This window comes from Streptomyces drozdowiczii, from assembly GCF_026167665.1.
GTDB classification, from domain to species: Bacteria; Actinomycetota; Actinomycetes; order Streptomycetales; family Streptomycetaceae; genus Streptomyces; species Streptomyces drozdowiczii_A.
In genome coordinates, this window is sequence record NZ_CP098740.1 from 6,690,091 (window position 1) to 6,713,109 (window position 23,019).

Consider the following 23,019-nt stretch of genomic DNA (forward strand, 5'->3'; position numbering starts at 1 on the left):
CGGGGGCGGCCTGCTCGGTCGTGGGCGGGGGAGCCGGCGCGGGCCCGGGCGTCACAGCTGGACGCACACGTTGGTCGGCTCGGTGTAGAAGTGCAGCGAGGAGGCGCCTCCCTCGCGGCCGAGGCCGGAGAGGCCGACGCCGCCGAAGGGCGAGCGCAGGTCGCGCAGGAACCAGGTGTTGACCCAGGACATGCCGACGTCCATCGCCTGGGCCACGCGGTGCCCGCGCCGCAGATCCCGGGTCCACACGGAGGCGGCGAGGCCGTACTCCGTGTCGTTGGCCAGCCCGATCGCCTCCTCCTCCGTGTCGAACGGGATCAGCGCCGCGACCGGCCCGAAGATCTCCTCGCGCACCGGGCGGTCGGCGTTCGTCAGCCCCGTCCACAGCGTCGGCTCGATCCACGAACCGCCGTCCAGCTCCTCGCCGAGGCCCGGCGTGCCGCCCCCGGTGAGGGCCTTCGCGCCCAGCTGTCCGGCCAGGTCCAGGTAGCCGCGCACCTTCTCCCGGTGCGCCTGCGAGATCAGCGGCCCCGTCGTGGTCGCCGGGTCCAGCGGGCTGCCGAGCCGCAGCGAACGGGCCCGCTCGACCAGGCCGTCCGCGATGTCCGCGAAGACCGAGCGGTGCACGTAGACCCGCTCGGTGCACAGACACACCTGGCCGGTGTTGGCGAACACCGACCGGGTCAGGCCGTCCAGGGTCTCCTCGATGTCCGCGTCGGCGAAGACCAGCGCCGCGTTCTTGCCGCCCAGCTCGAAGGAGACGGGGCGCACGCGCGGTGCCACGGTCTTCATCACCCGCGCGCCGGTCGCCGTGGACCCGGTGAAGGTGACGCCGTCGATCCCGGGGTGCGTGGTGACGTACTCCCCGGCCGAGCCGCCGCCGAAGCCGTGCACCACGTTGTAGGCGCCGGCCGGCAGACCCGCCTCGGCCAGTACCTCCGCGAGCAGGGCCGCGGTGCCGGGCGTCTCCTCGCTGGGCTTGACCACGACGGTGTTGCCGCAGGCCAGGGCCGGGGCGACCTTCCAGGTGAGCAGCAGCAGCGGCAGGTTCCAGGGAACGATGACCGCGACCACCCCGAGGGGCTTGCGGACCGCGTAGTTGAGGGCCTGCCGGCCGCCCGGCAGGTCGGTCAGGAAGGACTCCTGCCCGGCGGCCGCGACGACATCGGCGAACGTACGGAAGTTTGATACGGCCCTGGCTACGTCGAGGTCGCGGGCGAGGGTCACGGGCTTGCCGGTGTCGGCCACCTCGGCGGCCACGAACTCCTCGAACCGGGCCTCGATCAGCGCGGCCGCCCGGCGCAGGACCTCGGTGCGCTCCCGGACCGGGGTCGCCGACCAGGGCCCGAGCGCCTTGCGCGCCGCCGCGACGGCCCGGTCGACCAAGGGGGCATCGGCCTCGTGGACGAGGGAGTGCACACGGCCGGTGGCCGGGTCCGTCGCTTCGAAACTCTTGCCGCCGTCGTCCGGGTCGATGAAACGCCCGTCCACGAAGTTGCGGATCCACCGCGAAGTCTGTGCCGTCATGACTCACACCCTGGGATCACGCGGCCATGACGACAAATGACGTTTCGGGGCTCAGCTATGCCGACTTCGGTATGGCCCCGCCGAACAGGCGTTTCCCTCGGGGAGCGGGCGGCGGCGCCCTCGGGTTTGGTCGCCCGGTATACCCGTCCCGCTATAGCGGCGGGACGAAACGGCATTTGTTCGCCTCTGCCCGGGGCCCCAGGATCCACCGAAAGCGCGGGGCTTCCCCGCCTTCCCCAGCAGACGAGGTGTTCCATGAGCGACGCGGACCGTCCCAAGGGCGCGAGCAGGACTGCGCTTGCCACCCTTCTCGGAACCACATTGGAGTGGTACGACTTCTTCCTGTACGGCACGGCCGCCGCACTGATCTTCGACAAGCAGTTCTTCCCCGACCTGAGCCCCGCGGCGGGCACCCTCGCCGCGTTCTCCACGCTCGCGGTCGGCTTCGTCGCCAGGCCCCTCGGCGGCCTGGTCTTCGGCCACTTCGGCGACCGCCTCGGACGCCGCTCCACCCTGGTGGTCTCGCTGGTGATGATGGGACTGGGCTCCACCCTCATCGGCGCCGTCCCGAGCTACGGCTCCATCGGCCTGTGGGCCCCGGTCCTGCTGGTCCTCCTGCGCGTCGTCCAGGGCATCGGCCTCGGCGGCGAGGGCGCCGGCGCCACCCTGATGTCGATGGAGCACGCCCCCGAGGGGCGGCGCAACCTGTACGCGGGCTTCCCGCAGATGGGGACGCCCGCGGGCCTGGTGCTGGCGAACCTCATTTTCCTCGCCACCAACTCGCTCGCCGGACACGCCACGTTCACCGCCTGGGCGTGGCGCATCCCGTTCCTGCTGAGCTTCGTCCTGGTCGGCGTCGGCCTGGTCGTGCGGCTGCGCGTCACCGAATCGCCGTCCTTCGACCGGGCCCGGCAGGAGGACGAGGTGGTCCGCTTCCCGCTGGCCGACGCGCTCAAGGCCGGACTGCCCCGACTGGCCGTCACCCTGCTCGCCGTCGTGGCGAACTCCGCGGTCGCGTACGTCTTCATGGTCTTCACGCTGTCCTACGGCACCAAACACCTCGGCTTCGACCAGCAGTTCCTCGTCCTCGGGGTGAGCGGGGCCGCCGTGCTGTGGTTCGTGTCGATCCCGGTATGGACGAAGATCGCCGACCGCAAGGGGCGCCGCACGCTCTTCATCGGCGGTTCCGTCGCCATCCTGCTGTGGTGCGCGGTGTTCTTCCCCCTGCTGGACACCGGCAGCCGGGCGACCGCCCTGCTCGCGCTCGCCGGCATGGGCCTGATCATCCCGGTGACCCACTGCGTCCAGGGCGCCATCATCGCCGACACCTTCCCGGTCCGGGTGCGCTACTCCGGCACCTCGCTGGTCCTCCAGATAGGCGCGGTCCTCGGCGGCGGCCTGGCCCCCATGATCTCCAGCGCGCTCCTCGGCAGCGGCGACTCCTCGACCGGAGTGACCTGGTATCTCGTGGGGATGTGCGCGCTCAGCCTCGTCGGTGCGGTGGCGCTGTTCCGGATGGTTCCCGAGACTCCTGTGGAGCGGGCCCCACTCGTCCCCGAAACGGCAGGCAAGGCATGAACACCCCTCGGACGGTCCGTACCGGCCCCATCCGTTACGCCACGGCGTCGCGCTTCGCCCGGCCGCGCCCCGCGACGGCCGAGGACCCCGCACCGGGGCCCGGCGCGGTCTGCCCCCAGCCGCCCTCCCGCCTCGAAGCACTGATGGGCCCGCCGCCCGGCCGGCATCCGCGGAGCGAGGACTGCCTCCACCTCACCGTCATCGCACCCGCCGCCCCCGCGACGACGGGCCGCCCCGTCCTCGTCTGGCTCCACGGCGGCGGCTTCAGCAGCGGCGCCGGCATCCTCGACTGGTACGACGGCAGCGCGCTCGCCGCCGAACAGGACGTCGTCGTGGTCAGCGCGAACTACCGGCTCGGCGCCCTCGGCTACCTCCTCCAGGACGGGGTCAGCGAGGGCAACCTCGGCCTGTACGACCAGATCGAGGCGCTGCGCTGGGTCCGGGCGCACATCGCGGACCACGGCGGCGACCCCCGTAACGTCACCGTCTTCGGCCAGTCCGCCGGCGCCCTGTCCGCCCTGCTGCTCCTGGGCGTCCCCGAAGCGCGCGGGCTCTTCGGGCGCGTGATCCTCCAGAGCCCGCCCCTGTCCATCGCCACCCGCACCCCGGCCGAGGCACGGGAGACCGGAAGGCTCTTCGCCGCCCACCTCGGCGCCGACCCCCGCACCGCCCCGGCGGCGGACCTGCTCGCCGCCCAGGCGCGCACCGCGGCCGACCACCAGCGGCGGACCGGAAACTTCCTGGCCCCGCCGTTCGGCCCGGTCGGCGGCGTCGCACCGCTGCCCGCCGAGACCGGGCCCGCCCCCTTCACCGGCCCCGCCCCGGACGTGCTGTACGGATGGAACGCCGACGACATGTCCGCCTTCCCCGAGGGCCCGTCCGACTCGGGAAGCGTCGCCGAGCGCACCCGACGGCTGTACGAGGAGCCCCTGCGGGACCTGCACGCCCGGCTGGAACGCCACGGCGCCCGCGCCCACGGCTACCGGCTGGACTGGCGGCCCGCCGGTTCGCCGCACGGCGCCACGCACTGCGTCGAGATCCCGCTGCTCCTGGGGTCGGCCCGCGCCTGGCGGCACGCGCCGATGCTGGGCGACCTCGACCGGGCGGAGGTGGACGCGGTGGGCCGGGGGGTGCGCGCGGCCTGGGCGTCCTTCGCCCGCACCGGCGACCCGGGACCGCTGCCGGCACCGCTCACGGCGCTGCCGCGCTGACGGGGCTCAGACGTCAGTGGCCGTCGGTGCGCCTTCCAACTGGTTCTCTGTGGTTTCGGTGGACCGCCGGACAGGGGCGACGGACCGGCGGCGCGGAAGCACCCCGACGGCCACCGCGGCCGCGAGTACGAAGACGGCGGCGGCCACGGCCAGGCCCAGGGCATAGCCGTCGTTCAGCGCGCCGGGGTCCGTGGTCGGGCCGGTGTGGTGCGCGGCAACGGTGGCGAGGGCCGCCAGGCCGATGCAGCCGCCGAGCTGGCGGGAGCTGTTCATCAGGCCGGAGGCCATGCCGGCCTCGTGGGGAGCGACACCCGTGGTCGCGGCGGCGGCGACCGGGGCCAGGACCAGTCCGGCGCGGCCGAGGGCACCTACCGGGACGGCCTCAAGGCCCTGGTGGAAGGGCTGTTGGCCGGGCGCTGACCGGTCCCGGGGCCGTCAGCGCGCAGGCGCCGCGTCCGTGTGCAGAGGCTCCGGGTCTCCGCCCCCGCACATCCCCGCCGCACCCGCGCAGGGCTCCACGCCGCGCGGCCCCGCCGAGACGGCCAGGGGGACCCCGTTGGACCGCAGCGCCTCGCGTACGTCCAGGATCAGGGAGAACACCTCGTGGTTGCGGTCCTCGCCCTGCTCGTCCCACGCCCGCTGCTCCGCCTGCACCGCCATGCGGTCCTGCGCGAAGATGCGCTCGGTGAAGCGCCGGATGAGGGGCGCGGCCACGGTGAGCACGGCGGGCACGCGCGGCTTCTTGATCATGAGGAGCCCGTAGACATGGCAGGCGCGCTGGTCGGCGCCCACGGGCACGTACGCCGCCCAGAGGCTGAAGACCGGCTGGTCGGCGCCCTCCGGCACCAGATCGAGGGTCTGGTACGGGTACTCGGTGCGGATGGTCATCACGTCGCGGGAGCCGCCCGAGATGCCCTCGGCCGCCAGCACGCTCGCACCGGCGTTGCGCTTGCCTCCGGCGTGGGTGAACAGATACCTCGCCTCCACCGACCGGCCGTCGCTGCGCTGGCCGATCAGCTCCGGACGGAGCCGGCCGACGACACCCTGGTGCAGGAACTGGTGGTTCATGTCCAGCAGGTTCTCGTGCATGAACGAGTAGTGGCAGCGCACGACCCGCGAGTACGTCAGCGTCTTGTACTGCCCCGAGCTGAAGGCGGGCAACTCCGGAAGCGCGGTGGCCTGCGCCTTGTCCGGATCGCCGGGAAAGACGAAGACCAGACCGTACGCCTCGCGCACGGGGAAGCCGCGCACACCGCGGGGCGGCCTGCGGTCCTCCTTCGTCAGATACGGGATCTGCGAAATGCGGCCGTCACCGCGGTAGGCCCACGCGTGATACCGGCACCGGAGCACGTCACCCTCCACGACGCCCATGCTCAACGGAACCTGCCGATGCGCGCACCGGTCCTCCAGCGCGTGGACGGCCCCGCTCTTCCCCCGGTACAGCGCGAGACGCTCACCGGCGAACACGGCCGCGACCACCTTCCCGACGCGCACGTCCCGGGTCAGCGCCACCGGGTACCAGTAGTCCGGGTCAGCACCGACGCGCCGCAGATCCACAGCCCCGGAGAGCTCGGCCCGCACCACGTCCGCGTCGGTCTCCTTCATGCCTCTCCCTCGCAGATGGGACACACCGCCCACCTCATGATGACCGCGCCGGCTCCGGCTGCCCTGTCGAGCGCGTCCGGACCAGTGACGGCGGCTGCCCGGGGGGCCGCGTGATCCTCGGTCGTAGGGCCCTCTCCATGATCGTGCCGAAGGCGATAGCGTGCGCCCATGACATGGCGGGGACCGACGTATCGGATGGTGGATGGGGAACGAATCGACGGGGTCTGGTGCCACATCTGGCGGCGGCACCAGATGGGCGGCGGGTACTACCTCGACGACCTGATCGTCTTCGCGGACGGAAGTATCACCTGCGGGGAGCGCACGGACCTGGCCGGCCTCGCGAAGGAGCTGGCGACGGGGCGTTGGGCGGTGACCGACCCGGAGGCTCCGGCGCCGCCGGACCCGCCGTCGAAGTGGGAGGCCCGCTACAGCGAACCGTTGACAGCGGAGGGCTTCGTCCTGGAAGCCGCCGACCGCGTCGAAGAGCTGAGCGGGCGGCCAACTGCCGGTCAGCGCTGCCGGGATGCGATCCGGCAGTACGAGCAGCAGCCGACCGAGGCGAACCGGGAACTGCTCCGCGCGGCCTACCTGGCCGTTCCCGCGCACCTGCGGGTCTACGTCCTCGGCGACATGGACCTCCAGGACCGCCCCCTGCGGATCCTGCTCACGGAGATCGGTGAGGCCGTCGACGGCGACGGACCGGTGGTGACCCCGGAGATGCACCAGGGCGCCCTGGACTACTTCGCCCGCACGAGCGACGCCGTCCGGGACGAGCGGGAGCGGCAGGCCGTGCGGTACGCGGACGATCCCGCGGTCGCCGGCCGCCCGGTGCTCGTCTCCCACGAAACCGTCTACCCGCGGGGATGGCCGGACGAGCCGGGGCTGTTCGTGCTCCGCAACGATTACCCCGCACCCGTCGAGTTCGCCGGCGACTCCTACGCCTCCGTACAGCACGGATACTGGGCCCTGTCGGCGGCCGACGCCTCCGGCCGGAGCAGGATCCGGGACGCGGCCTCCGGCAGGGAGGCGCACGCCCTGGGCGGACGGGCTGCGCGCCGGAGCGACTGGCCCGGCGTCCGGCTCGCGGTCATGGCCGGACTCCTGCGCGCGAAGTTCACCCAGCACCCCGAACTCGCCCAGGTCCTCCTCTCCACCGGGGACGCCAGGATCAGCTACACCGGTTTCGAGGACTCCCCCTTCTGGCGAGACGTCCCCGACGACCGGGGGCGCAACTGGATGGGCCGACTGCTGGAGCTGACCCGCTCCGAACTCCTCGCCCGGCAGCTGCTCCGGACCTGATCCGCCCTGCGCCGGGCGCCGGCTCAGTCCCGTAGCTCCCGAAGGCGCTCCAGGTCGTCGCGCACCGACTCGCGCTCCCGCGCGGTGAGTCGGAGCGCGGCGGCCCGGGCGAGCGCGGAGGCTGCGGTCGCGTCGTCCCCGAGGCGCCCGGCGGCGTCCGCACGCAGGACCAGGAGGCGCAGCAACTGCACGAGGGTGGGCGATTCGCCCGGCAGGGCAGGATCGGGATCGTCTTCTCGCTCATGCTTTTCAGTCTAGTCAAATTTGAATAGAGGGGGCGAGTGGTCCGAACGGGCCTGCGGAGAGGGCCTCTTGTGCCGTCCCGGCTCCATGTAGTGGGGTGTCCGCCATGAAGACGAGAAGCATGGCGGCCATGACCGCGATCCTGATCGTGGCCCCCTTGATCGCGGTGGCGCCCGGTCCGCAGGCAGCCGCCCAGTCCCGCCCCGGCGGCTCGGCGCGATCCGCCGAATCCACGCTGGTCGGCGGCATCGACCTCGACACGGTCACCATCCCCGAACTCCAGGCGCGCATGGCCCGCGGATCGCTGTCCTCGGTCCGGCTGACCCTCGCCTACCTGCGGCGGATCAAGTCCGTCGACCCGAAGATCAACGCGGTCCTGCGCACCAGCCCCACGGCCCTGGGGCAGGCGGCGGCCAGTGACATCAGGCACCGCCTCGGCCGGACGCGCGGTCCGCTCGACGGCATCCCCGTCCTGCTCAAGGACAACGTGAACACCCGTGACATGGAGACGACCGCCGGGTCGCTCGCCCTCGCGGGGAAGCCGCCGGCGGCCGACGCGGAGCTGGTCGCGAAGCTGCGCGCGGGCGGCGCGGTGATCCTCGGCAAGGCCAATCTCTCCGAGTGGGCCAACTTCCGTGTAGCCAGGCCGACATCGGGCTGGTCGGCGGTGGGCGGCCAGACCCACAACCCGTACGTCCTGGACCGCAACCCCTGCGGCTCGTCCGCCGGATCGGCCGCCGCGCTCGCCGCGTCGCTGGCGCAGGTGGCGATCGGCACCGAGACGGACGGCTCCATCGTCTGCCCCGCCGGGATGAACGCCGTCGTCGGCCTCAAGCCGAGCCTGGGGGTGGTCAGCCAGTCGGGCGTCGTCCCGATCTCCGCCGAACAGGACACCGCGGGCCCGATGGCCCGGAACGTGATCGATGCCGCGCTCACCCTGTCGGTCCTCAGCGGCGACCCGGCCCCCGACTTCGCGACAGCGGCGACCCGCCCCGATGCACTGCGCGGCAAGCGGATCGGCCTGTGGCGGCTGCCGGTGCTCGGCGCCGGGGTCGACGCCCTCATGACGCGCACCGCCGAGCGGCTGCGGGCATCGGGCGCCGAGGTCGTGGAGGTGGACCTTCCATACCAGGAACGCCTGGCCGAACTCGAATTCCCGGCCCTGCTCAGCGAGTTCCACCGGGACATCGACGCGTACCTCGCGACGAGAAAGGGGCCGCGCGACCTGGCCGAACTCATCGACTTCAACCGGGCCCATCCGCAGGAGCAGACCTGCTTCGCCGGACAGGAACTCTTCGAGCAGGCGCTCGTCGCACCGGCCACCACCGACCCGCGGTACCTGGCGATGCGCGCCGAGTTGGCGGACCTGTCCCGCCGCTCCATCGACGAGGTCATGGCCGAACACGGCCTGGACGCGATCGCCTCCCCGGCCAACCCGCCCGCGTGGACCACCGACTGCGGCCGGGGCGACAACGACGTGATCCCGTCGTCGACACCCGCCGCCGTCGCCGGCTATCCCTCGCTGTCGGTGCCCGCGGGCTTCGTGGGTGAACTGCCGGTCGGGCTGCTGCTCATGGCGGGCAAGAACCAGGACGCCGGCCTTCTGTCCCTGGGGGCGGCGGTGGAACACCGGCTGGACGGGCGGCGTGCGCCCGGTACCTGCCGACGCTGCCGACCGGCTGAACGGGCCCGAGGGGCGGGGCGGGTCTCCAGCGGGGCCCGCCCCGTCGACTCCCGCCGGCCGTCGTGACCCGGGTGGGCGTCGGCTGACCGGTCAGCCGATGGGGCGGACCCGGTAACTCACCGCCCGGTAAGGGAAGTCCGCCGTGTGCAGGCTGCCCAGGGCGAAGCCGAGGTCGCCGTCGGTCCCGGGGGCGCCGGTACGGCAGTCGGCGTTGAAGAACACGTCGACGTCCACGGCCGCGTAGTTGAGCGCGGAGGCCGAGGGCGCGGCCAGGTTGTGGCACTCGGTGCTGGTGAGGTCCACGGACGTGGCCGCGCCCGTTTGGTGCGCGCCGGTGTAGAAGACGACGCCCGGGGACTGCGCGACGGCGGGCTGAGCGAGGCCCGCGCCGACGGCGAGGGCCGCTCCGCAGACCGCGGCAGCGGCCCCGGTGTACCTGCGATGGTTGAAGCTCATCGTGATCGCCGCCTTTGCGTCCGAGAGGGGGAGTCCCGATTATTTGCGCCTTCAACCAGATACGGAAGATCGCTTTCCAGCCACGCGAGTTCCGCCGAGGCGGTGCCGAACGGCGGCGTCACCGCCCGTAGCGTGGGGCGGCATGACTGTGCTGATCATCGGCGGCAGCGGCCTGCTGGGCACCGAGCTGGTGCGCCAGGCCGCCTCCTCGGACGGGCCCCCGGCCGCCACCTACCATTCCCCCCCGGCGACCCGGCCCGGGCGGCCTGGCACCACCTCGACCTCCGCGCCCCGGCGCGCCTGGAACAGCTCCTCGACACCGTGGCCCCGACCACCTTGATCAACGCGACGAGCGGCGGCGCGGACTGGGCGGTCACCGCCGAGGGCGCCGTCCGGGTCGCTCTGGCCGCGGCCGAGCGCGGCCTCCGCCTGGTGCATGTCTCCAGCGACGCGGTCTTCTCCGGCGCGGCCCGCGACCCGTACGACGAGTCCTGTCTGCCGGACCCGCTCACCCCGTACGGGGCCGCCAAGGCCGCCGCCGAGACGGCCGTCCGTATCGTCAGCCCCGACGCGGCCGTCGTCCGCACCTCGCTGATCATCGGCAACGGCCGCTCCGAACACGAGCAGTTGGTGCACGCCCTGGCCGACGGCACCCGCGAAGGCGCCCTGTTCACCGACGACATCCGCTGTCCCGTACACGTCGGCGACCTGGCCGCCGCCCTGTGGGAGATCGCCTGCTCCGACGCCGCCGGGGTCTTCCACCTCGCCGGTCCGGACGCCCTCAGCCGCCACCAGCTGGGCGAGCTCATCGCCCGCCGGGACGGCCTCGACCCCGCGCGGCTGCCCGCCGCGCGCCGCGGCGATTCCGGCCTGCCCGGCGGGATCGACGTACGACTGGACTGCCGTGCCACGCGGCGGAAGCTCGGCACCCGCCTCCGGGGCGCCCGGGAATTCCTGAGCGAAGGGGACCCGGCATGACGAGGACCACACCGGCCCGACCGGTGTCCGTGGAGGCCGTGTTCCCGGAGCTGGCCCCCTACCGGGCCCGGACGACGCGGCTGCACCCCAGGCCGGGGCGGCCCGGCCGACGCGACAGCCATATCGGCGGGCCGATGCTGTGGCCGGCGGACGAACCGTGGCCGCTCTGCCACGAGCCGCACCGGCGTGAGACCGAGGGGTACGCACCGGACGAGATCCGCAGCGCCCGCGCCGCAGGCGTGTGGCCGCCGAGCAGGCAGCCTTCCCGCGACGACGGCCCGGCGCCCTTCACCGGGCTGGCCCAGCTCTTCCGCCGCGACATCCCGGGTCTCGCCTGCGGGCCCGACGGCGCGGACCTGGTGCAGCTCTTCCGCTGCCCGCTCACCCACGGCCCGCACCTGGAGCGCCGCTACCACCTGCGTTGGAGGCAGGCCGCGCGGACCGAGCGGGCGGAACACCTTCTCGCCGCGCCGCCCGAGGCGCCCCTGCTGCGGTGGGAGCACGAACTCCCCGAACCGTGCGTGCTGCACCCGGAAGAGGTGGACACCTACCCCTGGGCGGAGAACGACACGCTGCCCGCGCCCCTGATCGCGCGCATCGACGCGTGGGACGACGCGCAGGTGGCGGAACACGGGCCCGACGCCCCGAGCTACCAGTACGACCTGTCCATACCTCCCGGCTGGCGTGTCGGCGGCTACCCGAGCTGGGCGTCCACGGGCCCGATGGCCATCGACTGCGCCTCCTGCGGCGCCCCCATGGAGCTGCTGCTGACGGCGGACGGATACGAGTGGGACGGCGGCTCGCACAGCTGGGCGCCGCGGGAGGACCGGGACCCGCTGCTGCGGGGGAAGGCGTCGATCCGGGGCGGCTTCTCAGCCGCGCAGCCCGCGCGGCTCCGTTTCGGCCGGGACCGCGACCTGCACGTCTTCGTCTGCCCGGCGGAGCCCGGCCACCCGCCGCGATGGGTGCTCGCGTAGACGTACGGCCGTGCTTGACACAGACGCGCGGTGAATCCTTGAGCGTACGAAAAAAGGCATCTGCACCACTCAACGGTGAACATCGCCGCTATGTCCCTTGAGGCGGCGCTCAGTTGGAAAGGCTGGCCGTGCACCTCAAAGAGGCGCACGGCCAACCCGAGGAGAAGACCTTGAAGCGTGTCTCGTTCCGCCGTACCGCCGGACTGATGGCCGCCGCCGCGGCCCTGATCGCCGGTCCCACCCTGTCCGCTCACGCCATGGCCCCCGCCGCCCCCGGCGGACAGCGGACCTACGCCGCGCAGGCGCGGGCCGCCGGCCTCACCGAGCAGCAGGCCGGGGAGCTGCAGCGACAGGTCGACGCGGTACGCGCCCAGGAGCCCCGGGCCCGCCAGACCTCCGCGAACACCCTCGACATCCCCGGCGGCACCGTCACGCTCCCCGCCCCCGGACAATCCGAGACCCGGCGCCTGGCCTCGCCCGGCACCGCCCTGGCCTGCGGCAACGGGCACCTGTGCATCACGGACGGGCGCGGCGTCAACTACGACTACTACCGCTGCGGTTACTACGACTTCAACGGCATCGGCGACGGCACCTTCAACAACAACCAGACCTCCGGCACCCGCGCCCGCTTCTACAACAGCGACGGCAGCGAGCGCTGGTCCCACGTAGCCAAGGGCACCGGCACCGCCTCCTGGACCCCCGTCTTCCACATCCGCCCCTGCTGAGCCCGGCATCCGCCCCCGCCCGTGCTTCGGTACGGCAGGGGCGTTACCAGGTGGTGGGGCGTACGACTTCGGTGACGGGCTGGGGGTGCACGGCCTCGGGAATGCCGAGCGCGGCGCGGCCCCGGTGGGCGGCCGCAAGCTGCTCGGCCGCCTCGGACGGCCCCCAGTCGAAGAACTCGAGGGCCTGCTCCGGGGTCGCCAGGATGCGTACGTACGTCTGACCGGTGGCCGGATCGGCGGCGGCCTCGCCCAGGCTCGCCAGCACGGCGGCGTAACGGACCCTCGCGCACGGGCCGGAGGCGTCGGACAGATACCCGAGGTAGCGGGTCTTGCCGAGTTCGGCGGCGGCCTCCTCGCGGCATTCCCGGACGGCGGTCGCCAGGGGGTCGCCGCCGTCCTCCGGTTCCGTCGTGCCGCCGGGCAGGCAGGGCGCGCCGGTGTCCGGTTCGAGGAGCAGGAGGACCCGCCCGTCCGGGGCGAAGGCCCAGACCCAGGACTGCCGGACCGTGAGCCCGGCGGGCACGGGCCCGGCGTGGAACGGCAGGTGATGACGGGCCCGGGCGGTACGCAGGACGCCGACCCGGTCGAGGACCGTGGGGGCGATCGGGAGGCCGTCCTCCAGGAGCACGGGACCGGCGCCGTTGATGCGGGCGCGGAGCGCGGAGAGGACGCGGCGGGCGTCGCCGGGAGACATCAGCGAGGGAAGGGCGGCCGGTTCCGCGAACTCGATGCCCTCGATCTCGCCCGGGGCGGGCCGGACGGCCGCGATCCGGTCGTCGCCCCAGACGCCCCCGTCGAAGACGTGCAGCAGCTCGCCCGGGAACCGCAGCGCCGGGGGCGCCGCCCGGCCGACGGGGGAGACCCAGTCGACGGCCAGCCCGCGGGTGACGGTCGCCGCGACGCCCAGCTCCTCCTCCAGCTCGCGGGCGGCGCCCCGGGCCGGTGACTCGCCCTTGTCGACGGCTCCGCCGGGCAGCAGGCAGGTCGGCCGGTAGGGGACGCGCTGGAGCAGGACCCGACCGCGCCGGTCGGTGATCAGCACACTGGTCCCGGCCCACAGCGCGGCCGAGGCGCGCAGGGCCCCGTACGCCTCGTCTTTCATCTCCACGCCGGGAATGTCGTCGGGTGCGGATGCGGTGGTCATCTTTCTCCGTTCCAGGGGGACTTGGGCGGTCACGATTCTGCCGTGGCCGCCGCAACCGCGTCCGCCGCCCGCCGGGCTGTGACGAGGCGTTTTAGTTGGCATAAAAGCGGGATAGTTGGCACTGTCTGCTGTCCAGGCGACGAAGCTTCCGTCAGTGGACCGGCAGACCGGTCAAGGCGCGGCCGATGACCGGACGCCGGATCTCGCCGGCGCTTTCGAAGATGGTGAAGACCTTGGAGTCGCGGTGGATGCGCCTGACGGGGTAGTCGCGCGTGTAGCCATGGCCTCTGAGGATCTGGATGGCCTCGTCGGTTACACGCACGGCCGTCCGGCTGGCGTGGAGCCCTCGGCCTGAGCAAAGGGCTTGTCCTGGCGCGCCATCCAGCCCGTTTGCCACGCCAGCATCCGAGACGCGTCGATCCGGGTCTTCATATCGGCGAGCTTGAAGACGATGGCCTGGAAGCCGCCGATCTTCCTGCCGAACTGCTCCCGCTCGCGTGCGTAGTCCAGGGCGTGCTCGCAGGCGGCGCGGGCCATGCTGAGCGCCATCACGCCGACGGCCGGCCGCGTGGCCGCGGCCTTCATGGGGCCGGGTGACCCGAGCGTCCAGTCGGAGGCGACTCGCTGCGAAGACGCCGTACCGGTAGCGCGTCCCGGCTCAGCCCGACCTCGCTTCGGCCGGGCTCGGTCGTAAATGAGAGTTCACGAGGACATCCGCTGGGTCTCATACCTCGCCGACTGCGCTCTGGTCAGCTGAGCTGTCGAAGTGCCCTGCCCGAAAGAGCCGGGGGGTGCGGAGTCGCATTGCACGGCGAGGCGGACGGCGTACAGGTCGAGCCGTCTGCGGAGCTCGAGGCGTCCGGCCTTCTGGTGTGCCGGGGTGAGGAACTGGGCGATCTGGTCGGCCAGCTGCTTCCTGTCCCGTCCGCCAAGAGCCGGGGAGGTAAGAAAGGAGCAGTTGAGGTGCTCGGACTGGGTGACCTCAGCCCAGACGAGACCCGTGGCGAGGTGAGGCTCTTGCCGTGCCAGGTGCCCGAGCTTGGGGATTCCGTCGCACAGCCCGGGCCAGTCGGGCGCCGGCATCCGCCAGGTGGCTATGGATTGACGACGTCGTGCGTAGTTGACTCGGTTGGGGTTGCTGTCGAGTTCGGCAGCGATCCGTTCGACGCCGGCTTCGAACTCCTTCCACAGCTTGCCGGGCATCGTCCGGCCGAGCACATGGAAGGTACTGACGACGCTGCCGCGTAGCGTGCCCAGTGTCTTGGCGCATTCAGCCCAGGTGCCGCCGGCGGTCATCTCCATCAACTTCAGGGACGCCGCTCGCCGCAGGTGGCGTACGGTCGAGCTGTTGACCTGCTGCATGTGTTCGATGAGGTGAGCGAGGTGGTCGTCGAACCAGGCATGCGGCAGCAGTTGAGGGACTTCCTCGGGGCTGAAGCAGCAGTCCCTCGAGGGGACTCGCAGGCGGCCGGGTCCGCGGCTGCTGCCACCGGCGTGGAAGATCTGGCGCCGCCTGACGAGGGAGCGGGCCAGGGGCGCGGATATCTCCGCGTCTCGGAGCATCGCGTAGGCGCGTTTCGGAGCACGTTCATAGGCCGTCTGTACGTGCTGGGCACCACCGAGGACGTCCAGGCCTTCCGTAACCTCTTCGACAGTGATCTGTCGATGTTCGGGCTGCTCACCACCCTGCTCGACGCCGGATACCTGACCGTCGACGTCCGCCTGCACAAGATCGGCGCCGTGATGCTCGGCCTGGACGACCTGAGTTCCGGAGAGCAGCAACTCCTGACCATTTTGGGCCTTCTGCGGCTCCAGCGCGCACAGGAGTCGCTCTTCCTCCCGGACGAGCCCGACTCACACTTCCACCCCGAATGGAGCCGGCGCTGGTACAGCTCTGTGCGCGCCGTACTCGGGGCACATCAGGACTCGCAGTTCATCACGGCCACCCACGAACCCCTGCTGGTATCCAACATGACCCGCCAGCAGATCCGGATCATCGCCACCGATCAGGAAGGCCAGGCCACAGCAGTAACTCCCGAGGCCACCCCGCGGGGACAGGGCGTCGGCGGTCTGCTGACCACCGATCTGTTCGGGCTGCCCGGCCAACCCGACGAACCCACCTAGAAGTTGATTGACCGCCAGTACACGCTACTGCCGGCAGCGGCCCACGACCCGGTGTGGCAGACGGAGCTCCGCGAGGTCACCGACGAACTCGACGCACTGGGCTCTTCCACCGCGAACCGTGATCCTCTCGTGATGGCCTTCCTTGCCGAACTCCACCGCAGACGCCGTGCTCTCGTCGAGGCCGTCACCAGCACGAACCCTCCGCCACCGCAGGTCCTGGAGGCCATGGTCGCCGAACTCTTCAACGAGCACTTCGCGTCGGTGATCTGACGCCGATGCGACACAGTGGATATGAGCGGACTCACCACCCCGCAGGCGTGGGTGGCCAAGACCAAAACCACCTTGGACGCCGTGCGGGCCGCGATGGCTAGCAACACCAAGCGCGCCTTCACGGAGCACTGGACCGATGACGAGGTACGCGACCCCCTGCTCGCACTCGTCGGACAAAAGTGCTGGTACTGCGAGACCACAATCCAGCGCGCTGATATCACCGTCGACCACTTCCGGCCGAAGTCCGAAGTGCTCGGCGAATCAGGCCATGACGGCTACTGGTGGCTCGCCTACACGAGACAACTACCGCATCGCATGCAAGCACTGCAACAGCGGCGGAGCCCGGTTCAACGGTGCACGAGAAGGCCGTGCCAAGGGCAGCCGGTTCCCACTGCTGGCCGGGCCGCGCGCCTGGCGCCAGCACGACGACCTGAGCCTGGAACAGCCGATGCTCCTGGACCCGGCCCGAATCGGCGATCCCGACCTGCTCGGGTTCGACACCGCCGGCTACGCCCGGCGCAGCCACACCCCCTACTCCAAGGACGAGGCACACCGCGGGGTCTGCCGCGCCGACGAGACCATACGGATCCTGGCGCTTAACGCCACCCAGATCAAAGACCAACGCCTCCTCCTGATGGACGAGATCGCGGTACTCGCCCAGATACCGGGCGACCTGCCCAGCGTCCAGGCCCTGATTGCCGGGAGAACGGCGACAACAGCGCAGTGGAGCGCAGCCGCCGCCGCTGCCCTGGCTCTGCACCGTGCATGTGCTCTGACGAGGAATGAGCCCGACCAGTCCTCGGCAGAGCATCCCGGCACCCCGGTCATCGACCCGGGACGTTCGACCGTCGACGTGCGGGACCTGCTCAAGGACCTGGACCCGGCCGACCTGACCGCTGGCATCCCACTGATCGGCCGTCACAGCAACAAGCCGCAACCGGGTGTTCTGCAAGCGGACGGCCGCATCAGCGTCTGGAAGCGTCCTTGGGGTACCCCGAACTCCGCGGCCCGGGCCGCCACTGGCAGCGATGACATCGACGGCTGGGACTTCTGGCGGCTGACCATTGCCGGTGTCGAGCAGTCGCTCGCCGAGTTCCGCGCCGACACACCCCGCCCGACCCACCCGCCTGAGCGGGTAGCCCCGCTTGATGCTCGCCTGACAGGCCTGGGGGCCGGGACGAACAGGCCAGACCAAGGACGGAGAGCCCTTCAGTGCTGGCGGCGGTGGCGGCGCGCTGGCCCATCGCGGTGATGCCGCGCCGTCGGGTGACGAGGCACAGGCACGGCTAGGCGCACCATGACGAGGCTTACCGCCGGTGATTCACTCTCCGCTTTCGGACACTGCTTGTTGCCGGACGTTCCGGACTCCCGGATCTTCAGTCAGGGTTCGTGGATTGGGTGCGCTCAGAGTGCCGGACGCGGTGGTTGCGGCTGGTGTAGCGGCAGAGATCGCAGATTTGCAGATCAAAGTGGTAACTGCCGCGATAGGAGGAGGTGGTTGCGCCTGCTGATGGGATGGTCCACCGCTATCTGAAGCCCGCGAACGTGATCCTGGCCCCGGACAGGGCGCGGGGTGCTGGACTTCGGCATCGCCCACGTCGCCGACGGCACCGCGGTCATCCGTCCTGGCGCGCCGACCGGGACTCCGGACTGGCTGAGCCCCGAGTACCACCGGGACGCCACAGCGGGTCGCACCGAGATCTTCGCCTGGGGTGTGCTGTACGCCTTCACGGCAACCGGCTGCCACTCCTTCAGTACAGGCGTTCGTACTGGTCGGTAAGGCGATGACTCCTAGCCGACCACCGTGCTTCGGGTTGTGCGTCCGAAAGCCAGTGGTCACCCCTATCGTCGGGAGGAGTAGTTGTCAGAAGGCTTCCGGGGGCAAGAGTGACCGACGGACAGAAGCGAGCAGGGCGGTCCACGGGTCGCGTCGGTTCGGCCAGGCGCAAGCGGGTCGTAGCGACGGCGGTCATGGAGGCCGAGGGGTGTCTCGCCGACCTGAAGCGCGGGCGTCGTGCCGCTCGCGAACTCAAAGAAGTCACCGAACAGATGCTCTCGCCTGAGTACGAGGGGCGCGTGCTGGTCGAACTCCTTCAGAACGCCCACGACGCGCACCGCGCCCGGCACGGCGATGGCCGCGTAGAGATTGTCCTAGACGAGGACGAGGGCGAACACGGCGTCCTCTACGTGGCGAATGGCGGAAGGCCTCTCGGGTACAAGAACTTCGAGGCGTTGTGCAGCATCGGCCTGTCGAGCAAGCGACCCGACGAAGGTATCGGCCACAAGGGGGTCGGCTTCAAGAGCGTGCTTCAGCTCACCTCCGCCCCAGAGATGTACAGCGTCACGAGTTCCGCGTCCAAGGCTTTCGACGGGTTCTGCTTCCGCTTCGCTCAGGACGACGACTTCGGCTGGTTGGCGGACCATGTCGTGCCCGGCCACCCGGAGGCTGCCGACCAACTGCGCGCGAACCTGTCATCGTTGAAGGTTCCAGTGCCGGTGGACGACGTCCCGGCTGCGGTGGCTCCCTTCCGCCGACGGGGAATGGTGACAGTGGTCCGGCTCCCGCTGCGGTCCGCCGAGGCCAGGCTGGAAGCGGTACGCCAGCTGCGGGAACTGACCGATGACGGGGCGCCGTTCGAACTCTTCCTGGACCGCCTCGGGAAAGTGACCGTCACGCACCGGGCGGGCGGCCGGGGGCGCCCCAGCGTCTACACACGCAAGGTGGACACCCTCTTCATCTCTCGTGATCTGAAGATCCAGCAGATCACACTGCGCCGTCGCACCCGCCTGATCATGGTGACGGCCGCAGTGGACAGCGAGCGCGCACGCGAAGCCATCGCCGCCGGTCTGGGATCCGGACCGCTGAAGGACGGCTGGCAGGCACTGGGAAACTCGGCTGTGGTCAGCGTGGCGGTACCCGCGGGCGACCCTCTGGAGCGCGGCAGGCTCTACACGTTCCTGCCCATGGGGACAAAACAGATCTGCCCGGTGCGCGGGTTCGTCAACGCGCCATTCCACACGGACGTGAGCCGACGCACCGTGATGGAGTCCACGCAATGGAATGACCTGCTGCTCGACACCGCGGCCGAGGCCTGCGCACGGACGACCGCATTGGTCGACGAAGGACGCGTCATGCTGCCCGCAGGCACCCTCATCGACCTGATGTGCTGGGAACACGACCAGGTTCGGCGCCTGGAGCTGGCCTTCAAAGCACAGGACCGTGAGTTCGACGCCGTTCCGTTCATGCCGGTACTGCACCCTGCGGGCACCCGCACCGCGTACCGCTGCGGCTACTTGTGGCGCGGCCCCGACCAGGCTCGCGTGTTGACACCGCAGGCCGTGGCTGCCGCTGGGGTCAAGCACGTCATTGACCCACAACTCCATCCCCGGCGCGCCGAGCGGCTGGCGGCGCTGGGTACGGCCCGTGGACTGGGTCTCAACCCGCCTGTCAGAGTGCTCGCCGACTGGGCGGAGAGCGTAGCCTCGGCCCTCGCCCAGGGGGAGTTCGACGCCGGAATGTGGGCGGACTACTACCACGACCTCTCGGTCTGCTTCGCTCGCACTGGCGAGGAACTGAAGGGGAGGAAAGTCGTCCTCACGGTCGACGGGAAGCGGGCGCCGGCCGGCGATCCCGGGTTGTTCTTCCGCCCGGATGGCCCGTCGGCCGCGCTGCCCGCCCTGCCACCTGGACTCGCGAAGAGAATCTTTTTCGTCCACACGGAGATCGCTTGGGCGGGACGGAAGACCAGCCGGCGCTCCCGCGGTCGTACCTGGCTGGAGGAACAGGGGCTGGTACGGGACTACAGCCCGAAAGCCCTGCTGGAAGTGCTGGGCGACGCCATGCGCAAGGTCCGTGAGGACGACGAGGCTCTGCGCGAGCACCTCTTGTTCGCCTGCGCCCTGTGGGCGTCCTCAGTGGACCGGCACGGCAAGCGGCCTGTGATCAAGGGGCTGTTGGTGCCGGGCCGCAAGACCTGGGTGCCCGTTACGGAGGCCATGTTTGGAGATGGTTGGACAGGCGGGCACGGCGGGATCGACCGGGCACTGGTCCGCTTTTTCGACCGTACCGAAGCTGTCTCCCGTGACCTTGTCGCCGCCGCCGATCGGCTTGTCCGCCCCGCCCACGACATCTGCGCCGGCACCCGCACCGACGCGCAGACTCTGCGGCGCTTCCTCGAACACCAGGGTGTCCGGCACGGCCTGCTACCGACCTACGTGGCAACGTCCCAGGCGGTGAAGGGGCAGCATCTCAACCGTCCGTCCAGCTTTCCCGGACTGTGGGCCCTGAACCTGGACCCGGATGAGCGGACCCAATGGCAGTCGACGGCCCAGCGCTGGCCCAAGCGCCGCGACGATCTCTACCTGACCGTCGAGTACCGCCCGACCCGCAAGAGGGTGGCCGTTCTTCCCGGCCAGCGGGAATACGCCGCGTTCGACGAGGAGAGTCGTCGGCTCTACGCCGAACTGATTGTCCACGGCCTGGACATCTGGGACGCCGAGGCACTCGAGTTCCGCTTCGCGGGCGGCTCGGATCAGAAGGGCACACTGTGGCCCACCCCGCTGGCGGCCTTCCTGTTCCGAGTCCCGTGGATTCCCCAGACGGGTGACGACGAAGACACTCCCGCTTTCACCACGGCCAGCCAGGCGTGGTGGTGGGCCTCGGGGGAGGCGCCACCCGCCTTCCTCACCGTCGCCTCCGCCGCGCTGCGCAGACGGCAGTCGGACCGCGTGCTCAAACGCCTGGAGCTGCTCGGCGTACGCCGCTGGGACGATCCCGAGACCGCCGCGGACCGGCTCCGCCACCTGCCCGCCCTACTCCGCCGTGTGCCCCAGCTACGGCAGGGACGCCTTGGGCATCTGCTGCGGCGGGCCTACGAACAGGCCTGGGCGGACCTCCTTCCTCCGGACGGGTTCGGCGGCGGGTGGCGGTCCGGGGTCCTCCCTGAACTCCTTGTGAGCAGGGCCGGGACACTGGGAGTGCTGGCAGCTGATTCTGAGCCGGAGCCGGTCTACGTGGCCGACATCCGCGGCACCCAGCAGCGGAGGCTGCTCGACGAGGCACCCCTGCTGCTCCTGCCGGTCGACGACAGAGCTCTGGGCCAGCGCATTCACGCGCACTTGGAGGCACAGGGCCGTTTCGTGATCCGGCCGACGAGCGAGGCGGAACTCGACGTGTGGGTCGACCAGCTGCCGATCGCCGACGCACCCCGAGTACCGCTGTTTGCCCTGGCCGGGCCCTGGCTGGAGGCCCTCATGGTCGCGCTGGTCGAGTTCGACGAGGAGCGGTCCTCCCGCGCCACGGTCCCCGTGGCGCGCCGCGTCAGGCAACGGCTTCAATCCTGTGGCGTCGTCATGGCGCGGACCGCGGTCACCCATATCGCCGGGCACGCCCTCGACGCCTCCGGCGATGACCGCTCCCTCCTCCACGACGATCCGGACGAACCCCGGCTCGTCGTGGTGTGCGCAGGGCAGCGCTCCGGCTGGCATGTGCTGGAGGTAGCCGCGACCGCCCTGAGTACCCTGATCGGCGCCCCCTATCTGAGCACGGCGGTACAGCTGGCGTTCATCGCACTGAACCGGCTGGACCGGACCGTCGCGGACGTCACCGAGGCGGACATTGCCTCCGTGCTCGCCATCCCGCAACAGCGCCTGGAGGCGGTGCTCGCCGACCGTGCCTCGATCCGCTCCGGCAGCGCCCGACTCGTCCCCCTTCTCGCCTGCGTTGACCTCGCCCTCGCCGAGGAACTACAACGCGGACAGGAGACCTTGCACGATCGCGGCGAACTCCACGACTGGCTGGTCGCCCGGCTCGATGCCGACCGCACCGACCAGTTGCTGGGACTCGTGGAGGAGGCCGACTGGCAGCGGATGCTGTCCGCACTGGGAGTGCCCCTGGCCGAGGCTAACCAGGCTTGGCAGACACTGGGTCTGCTGACCGTCGACAACGCGGAGACCCACCAACGCCAGTTCCAGGCCTGGTTGCAGCTGAACCGGGCCCGAATGGCCGACCGCGTTCGTGACGCCTACGTGGCCACGCACAAGGCGGGCGCCCCCCTCACGGAGTACGTTCGGCTGCGCTCGCTCCCCGGACTGGAGCCGGACCCCCGGTGGGGACTCGAACACTGGGACCTTCCTGCTGACCTCCTCGACGTCCACGCCGAGGAATGGACGGTCACGCACCTGCCCCCGACACCGGCCCGGCAGCACCGCCCGCGCACGGTGGCCGAGATCCACGAGGACTGCGTCGACACCATCCACGCGCGCCTTCCCCGCCTGCGTGTCCGCATCGAAGCCTGGCTGAACCGCCAGGGCCGTGAGATCCCCTCCCTGCCGTCGGCCACCGAGGTCGCGTCGGCGATGGACGCCGAGGGCCTGCTCGACTTCGAGCCGATCGGTACCCGCACGCTCATCGCCTGGCTCCAGACCCGCAGTCACTGGCCCGCGGACATGCCCGCCACGGACCGGGCGGCCGACCTCGGTCTGCGCGAACCCGCGCCCCTACCGCCGAGCCCGCCCGTCGGTAGTGCCTCGCTCCCTGCCGCGCCGTCGGGCCCGTCACTTCTCCTGAACGGCCGTGCCCTTCCGATCAGCCCCGACCACCTGCGCGACCTTGCCCGACAGGTCGCCGCCGACCTCACCCCCGACCAACTCGCTGCCTCCCCACAGCCCGGGACACCGTCGGCGCCCGCCCTCCCGAGACAACGAACCACCTCCGCGGTCGCCGGTCGTGGCGGGGGATACCAGGCCGTCCCCGGGACCCCCAGAGGGACAGGGCCGTCGGACTCGCCGGAGAGGTGGCCGTGGCCGCCTGGCTGGAGCGGCAGTACGGCGTCCCCCGCGAAGAATCCTGGAAGTCCGGGCTACGCCAGCATGTCCTCGCCGACGGCTCGGGCGACGACAGCCTCGGCTACGACTTCCTGATCCACGACGGCGATCGCACCCTCCTGTACGAGGTGAAGGCCTCGACCGGGGACCGGGGCGAGTTCGAACTCGGCGAGTCCGAAGTCGAACGAGCCAGTCACCTACGCCCGGACGAGACCTACACCATCGTCTACGTCACCCACGTCCTGGACAACGCCCACCGACGCATAACGCCCCTCCCTAACCCGTTCAGCGCTCCCGGCCTCGCCGGCTACCGCCTCGTCGGCACGGCCATGCGTCTGAGGTTCGAACTACCGCCGGGGTGACCGGAACCTTC

General features: G+C 71.2%; 16 protein-coding genes and 5 pseudogenes. 13 read left to right on the forward strand and 8 right to left on the reverse strand.

What is annotated here, in order from left to right:
- Positions 1-51 precede the first annotated feature (51 nt).
- Positions 52-1,527: a 2-hydroxymuconic semialdehyde dehydrogenase gene (locus tag NEH16_RS30300; RefSeq protein ID WP_265546246.1), complete on the reverse strand. Its 1,476-nt coding sequence runs from the start codon at positions 1,525-1,527 to the stop codon at positions 52-54.
- Between the two features lie 255 nt (positions 1,528-1,782).
- Between NEH16_RS30300 and NEH16_RS30305 the strand changes: the two genes are divergently transcribed.
- Together NEH16_RS30305 and NEH16_RS30310 are read left to right on the forward strand one after the other, a co-directional pair.
- The gene (locus tag NEH16_RS30305) at positions 1,783-3,105 is read left to right on the forward strand and encodes an MFS transporter (RefSeq protein ID WP_265546249.1); all 1,323 of its coding nucleotides are present in this window, start codon (positions 1,783-1,785) and stop codon (positions 3,103-3,105) included.
- Positions 3,102-4,316, forward strand: coding sequence for a carboxylesterase family protein (locus NEH16_RS30310; protein WP_265546251.1), 1,215 nt, complete (start codon positions 3,102-3,104; stop codon positions 4,314-4,316). Before NEH16_RS30305 ends, NEH16_RS30310 begins: the two co-directional genes overlap by 4 nt.
- 6 nt (positions 4,317-4,322) lie before the next feature.
- Here the strand turns inward: NEH16_RS30310 and NEH16_RS30315 are convergent.
- Positions 4,323-4,670, reverse strand: a pseudogene (locus NEH16_RS30315) (MFS transporter); the annotation flags it as partial.
- Between NEH16_RS30315 and NEH16_RS30320 the strand changes: the two are divergent.
- Entirely contained in the window at positions 4,614-4,736 is a 123-nt protein-coding gene (locus tag NEH16_RS30320; RefSeq protein ID WP_265546253.1) for a hypothetical protein, read from the forward strand. The pseudogene NEH16_RS30315 and the gene NEH16_RS30320 overlap by 57 nt on opposite strands.
- A gap of 15 nt (positions 4,737-4,751) precedes the next feature.
- On the opposite strand, the gene NEH16_RS30325 is transcribed toward NEH16_RS30320, so the two are convergent.
- On the reverse strand, positions 4,752-5,921 hold the full coding sequence (locus NEH16_RS30325; protein ID WP_265546255.1) for an aromatic ring-hydroxylating oxygenase subunit alpha: 1,170 nt from the start codon (positions 5,919-5,921) through the stop codon (positions 4,752-4,754).
- Positions 5,922-6,089: 168 nt separating this feature from the next.
- Here NEH16_RS30325 and NEH16_RS30330 point away from each other — a divergent pair, with 168 nt between their 5' ends.
- Positions 6,090-7,220: an NADAR family protein gene (locus tag NEH16_RS30330; RefSeq protein ID WP_265546257.1), complete on the forward strand. Its 1,131-nt coding sequence runs from the start codon at positions 6,090-6,092 to the stop codon at positions 7,218-7,220.
- A 23-nt stretch (positions 7,221-7,243) separates the two neighbouring features.
- Here NEH16_RS30330 and NEH16_RS30335 read toward each other — a convergent pair.
- A pseudogene (locus tag NEH16_RS30335) lies at positions 7,244-7,435 on the reverse strand (VOC family protein); the annotation flags it as partial.
- A gap of 134 nt (positions 7,436-7,569) precedes the next feature.
- Between NEH16_RS30335 and NEH16_RS30340 the strand changes: the two are divergent.
- Positions 7,570-9,146, forward strand: a pseudogene (locus NEH16_RS30340) (amidase family protein).
- A 91-nt stretch (positions 9,147-9,237) separates the two neighbouring features.
- Here the strand turns inward: NEH16_RS30340 and NEH16_RS30345 are convergent.
- A complete protein-coding gene (locus tag NEH16_RS30345) occupies positions 9,238-9,603 on the reverse strand; it encodes a hypothetical protein (protein WP_265546262.1) in 366 nt (121 codons plus the stop codon).
- A gap of 142 nt (positions 9,604-9,745) precedes the next feature.
- Between NEH16_RS30345 and NEH16_RS30350 the strand changes: the two are divergent.
- From NEH16_RS30350 to NEH16_RS30360, 3 genes and pseudogenes are all read left to right on the forward strand, one after another.
- Positions 9,746-10,581 (forward strand): annotated as a pseudogene (locus tag NEH16_RS30350) (SDR family oxidoreductase).
- Between the two features lie 23 nt (positions 10,582-10,604).
- Positions 10,605-11,558 carry a hypothetical protein gene (locus NEH16_RS30355; RefSeq protein ID WP_265547441.1) on the forward strand — a complete coding sequence of 318 codons (954 nt, stop codon included), beginning with the start codon at positions 10,605-10,607 and terminating at the stop codon, positions 11,556-11,558.
- A gap of 170 nt (positions 11,559-11,728) precedes the next feature.
- The gene (locus tag NEH16_RS30360; RefSeq protein ID WP_265546264.1) at positions 11,729-12,283 is read left to right on the forward strand and encodes a hypothetical protein; all 555 of its coding nucleotides are present in this window, start codon (positions 11,729-11,731) and stop codon (positions 12,281-12,283) included.
- A gap of 43 nt (positions 12,284-12,326) precedes the next feature.
- On the opposite strand, the gene NEH16_RS30365 is transcribed toward NEH16_RS30360, so the two are convergent.
- From NEH16_RS30365 to NEH16_RS30380, 3 genes and pseudogenes are all read right to left on the reverse strand, one after another.
- Positions 12,327-13,427: an NUDIX hydrolase gene (locus NEH16_RS30365; protein ID WP_265546266.1), complete on the reverse strand. Its 1,101-nt coding sequence runs from the start codon at positions 13,425-13,427 to the stop codon at positions 12,327-12,329.
- Between the two features lie 151 nt (positions 13,428-13,578).
- Positions 13,579-14,000, reverse strand: a pseudogene (locus NEH16_RS33755) (acyl-CoA dehydrogenase family protein); the annotation flags it as partial.
- A 129-nt stretch (positions 14,001-14,129) separates the two neighbouring features.
- Positions 14,130-14,789: a hypothetical protein gene (locus NEH16_RS30380; protein ID WP_265546269.1), complete on the reverse strand. Its 660-nt coding sequence runs from the start codon at positions 14,787-14,789 to the stop codon at positions 14,130-14,132.
- Between NEH16_RS30380 and NEH16_RS30385 the strand changes: the two genes are divergently transcribed.
- The 5 genes from NEH16_RS30385 to NEH16_RS30405 all read left to right on the forward strand — a co-directional run bounded on the left by NEH16_RS30385 (position 14,790) and on the right by NEH16_RS30405 (position 23,008).
- Positions 14,790-15,551, forward strand: coding sequence for an AAA family ATPase (locus NEH16_RS30385; protein WP_265546271.1), 762 nt, complete (start codon positions 14,790-14,792; stop codon positions 15,549-15,551).
- A gap of 3 nt (positions 15,552-15,554) precedes the next feature.
- Complete coding sequence (locus NEH16_RS30390; protein ID WP_265546272.1) at positions 15,555-15,821, forward strand: hypothetical protein; 267 nt, start codon at positions 15,555-15,557, stop codon at positions 15,819-15,821.
- Between the two features lie 268 nt (positions 15,822-16,089).
- Complete coding sequence (locus NEH16_RS30395; RefSeq protein WP_265546273.1) at positions 16,090-17,073, forward strand: HNH endonuclease; 984 nt, start codon at positions 16,090-16,092, stop codon at positions 17,071-17,073.
- 719 nt (positions 17,074-17,792) lie between these two features.
- Positions 17,793-22,742 (forward strand): sacsin N-terminal ATP-binding-like domain-containing protein, encoded by a 4,950-nt coding sequence (locus NEH16_RS30400; RefSeq protein ID WP_265546274.1) that lies wholly within the window; start codon positions 17,793-17,795, stop codon positions 22,740-22,742.
- The gene (locus NEH16_RS30405; RefSeq protein ID WP_343299536.1) at positions 22,742-23,008 is read left to right on the forward strand and encodes a hypothetical protein; all 267 of its coding nucleotides are present in this window, start codon (positions 22,742-22,744) and stop codon (positions 23,006-23,008) included. Before NEH16_RS30400 ends, NEH16_RS30405 begins: the two co-directional genes overlap by 1 nt.
- The last annotated feature ends 11 nt before the right edge of the window (positions 23,009-23,019 follow it).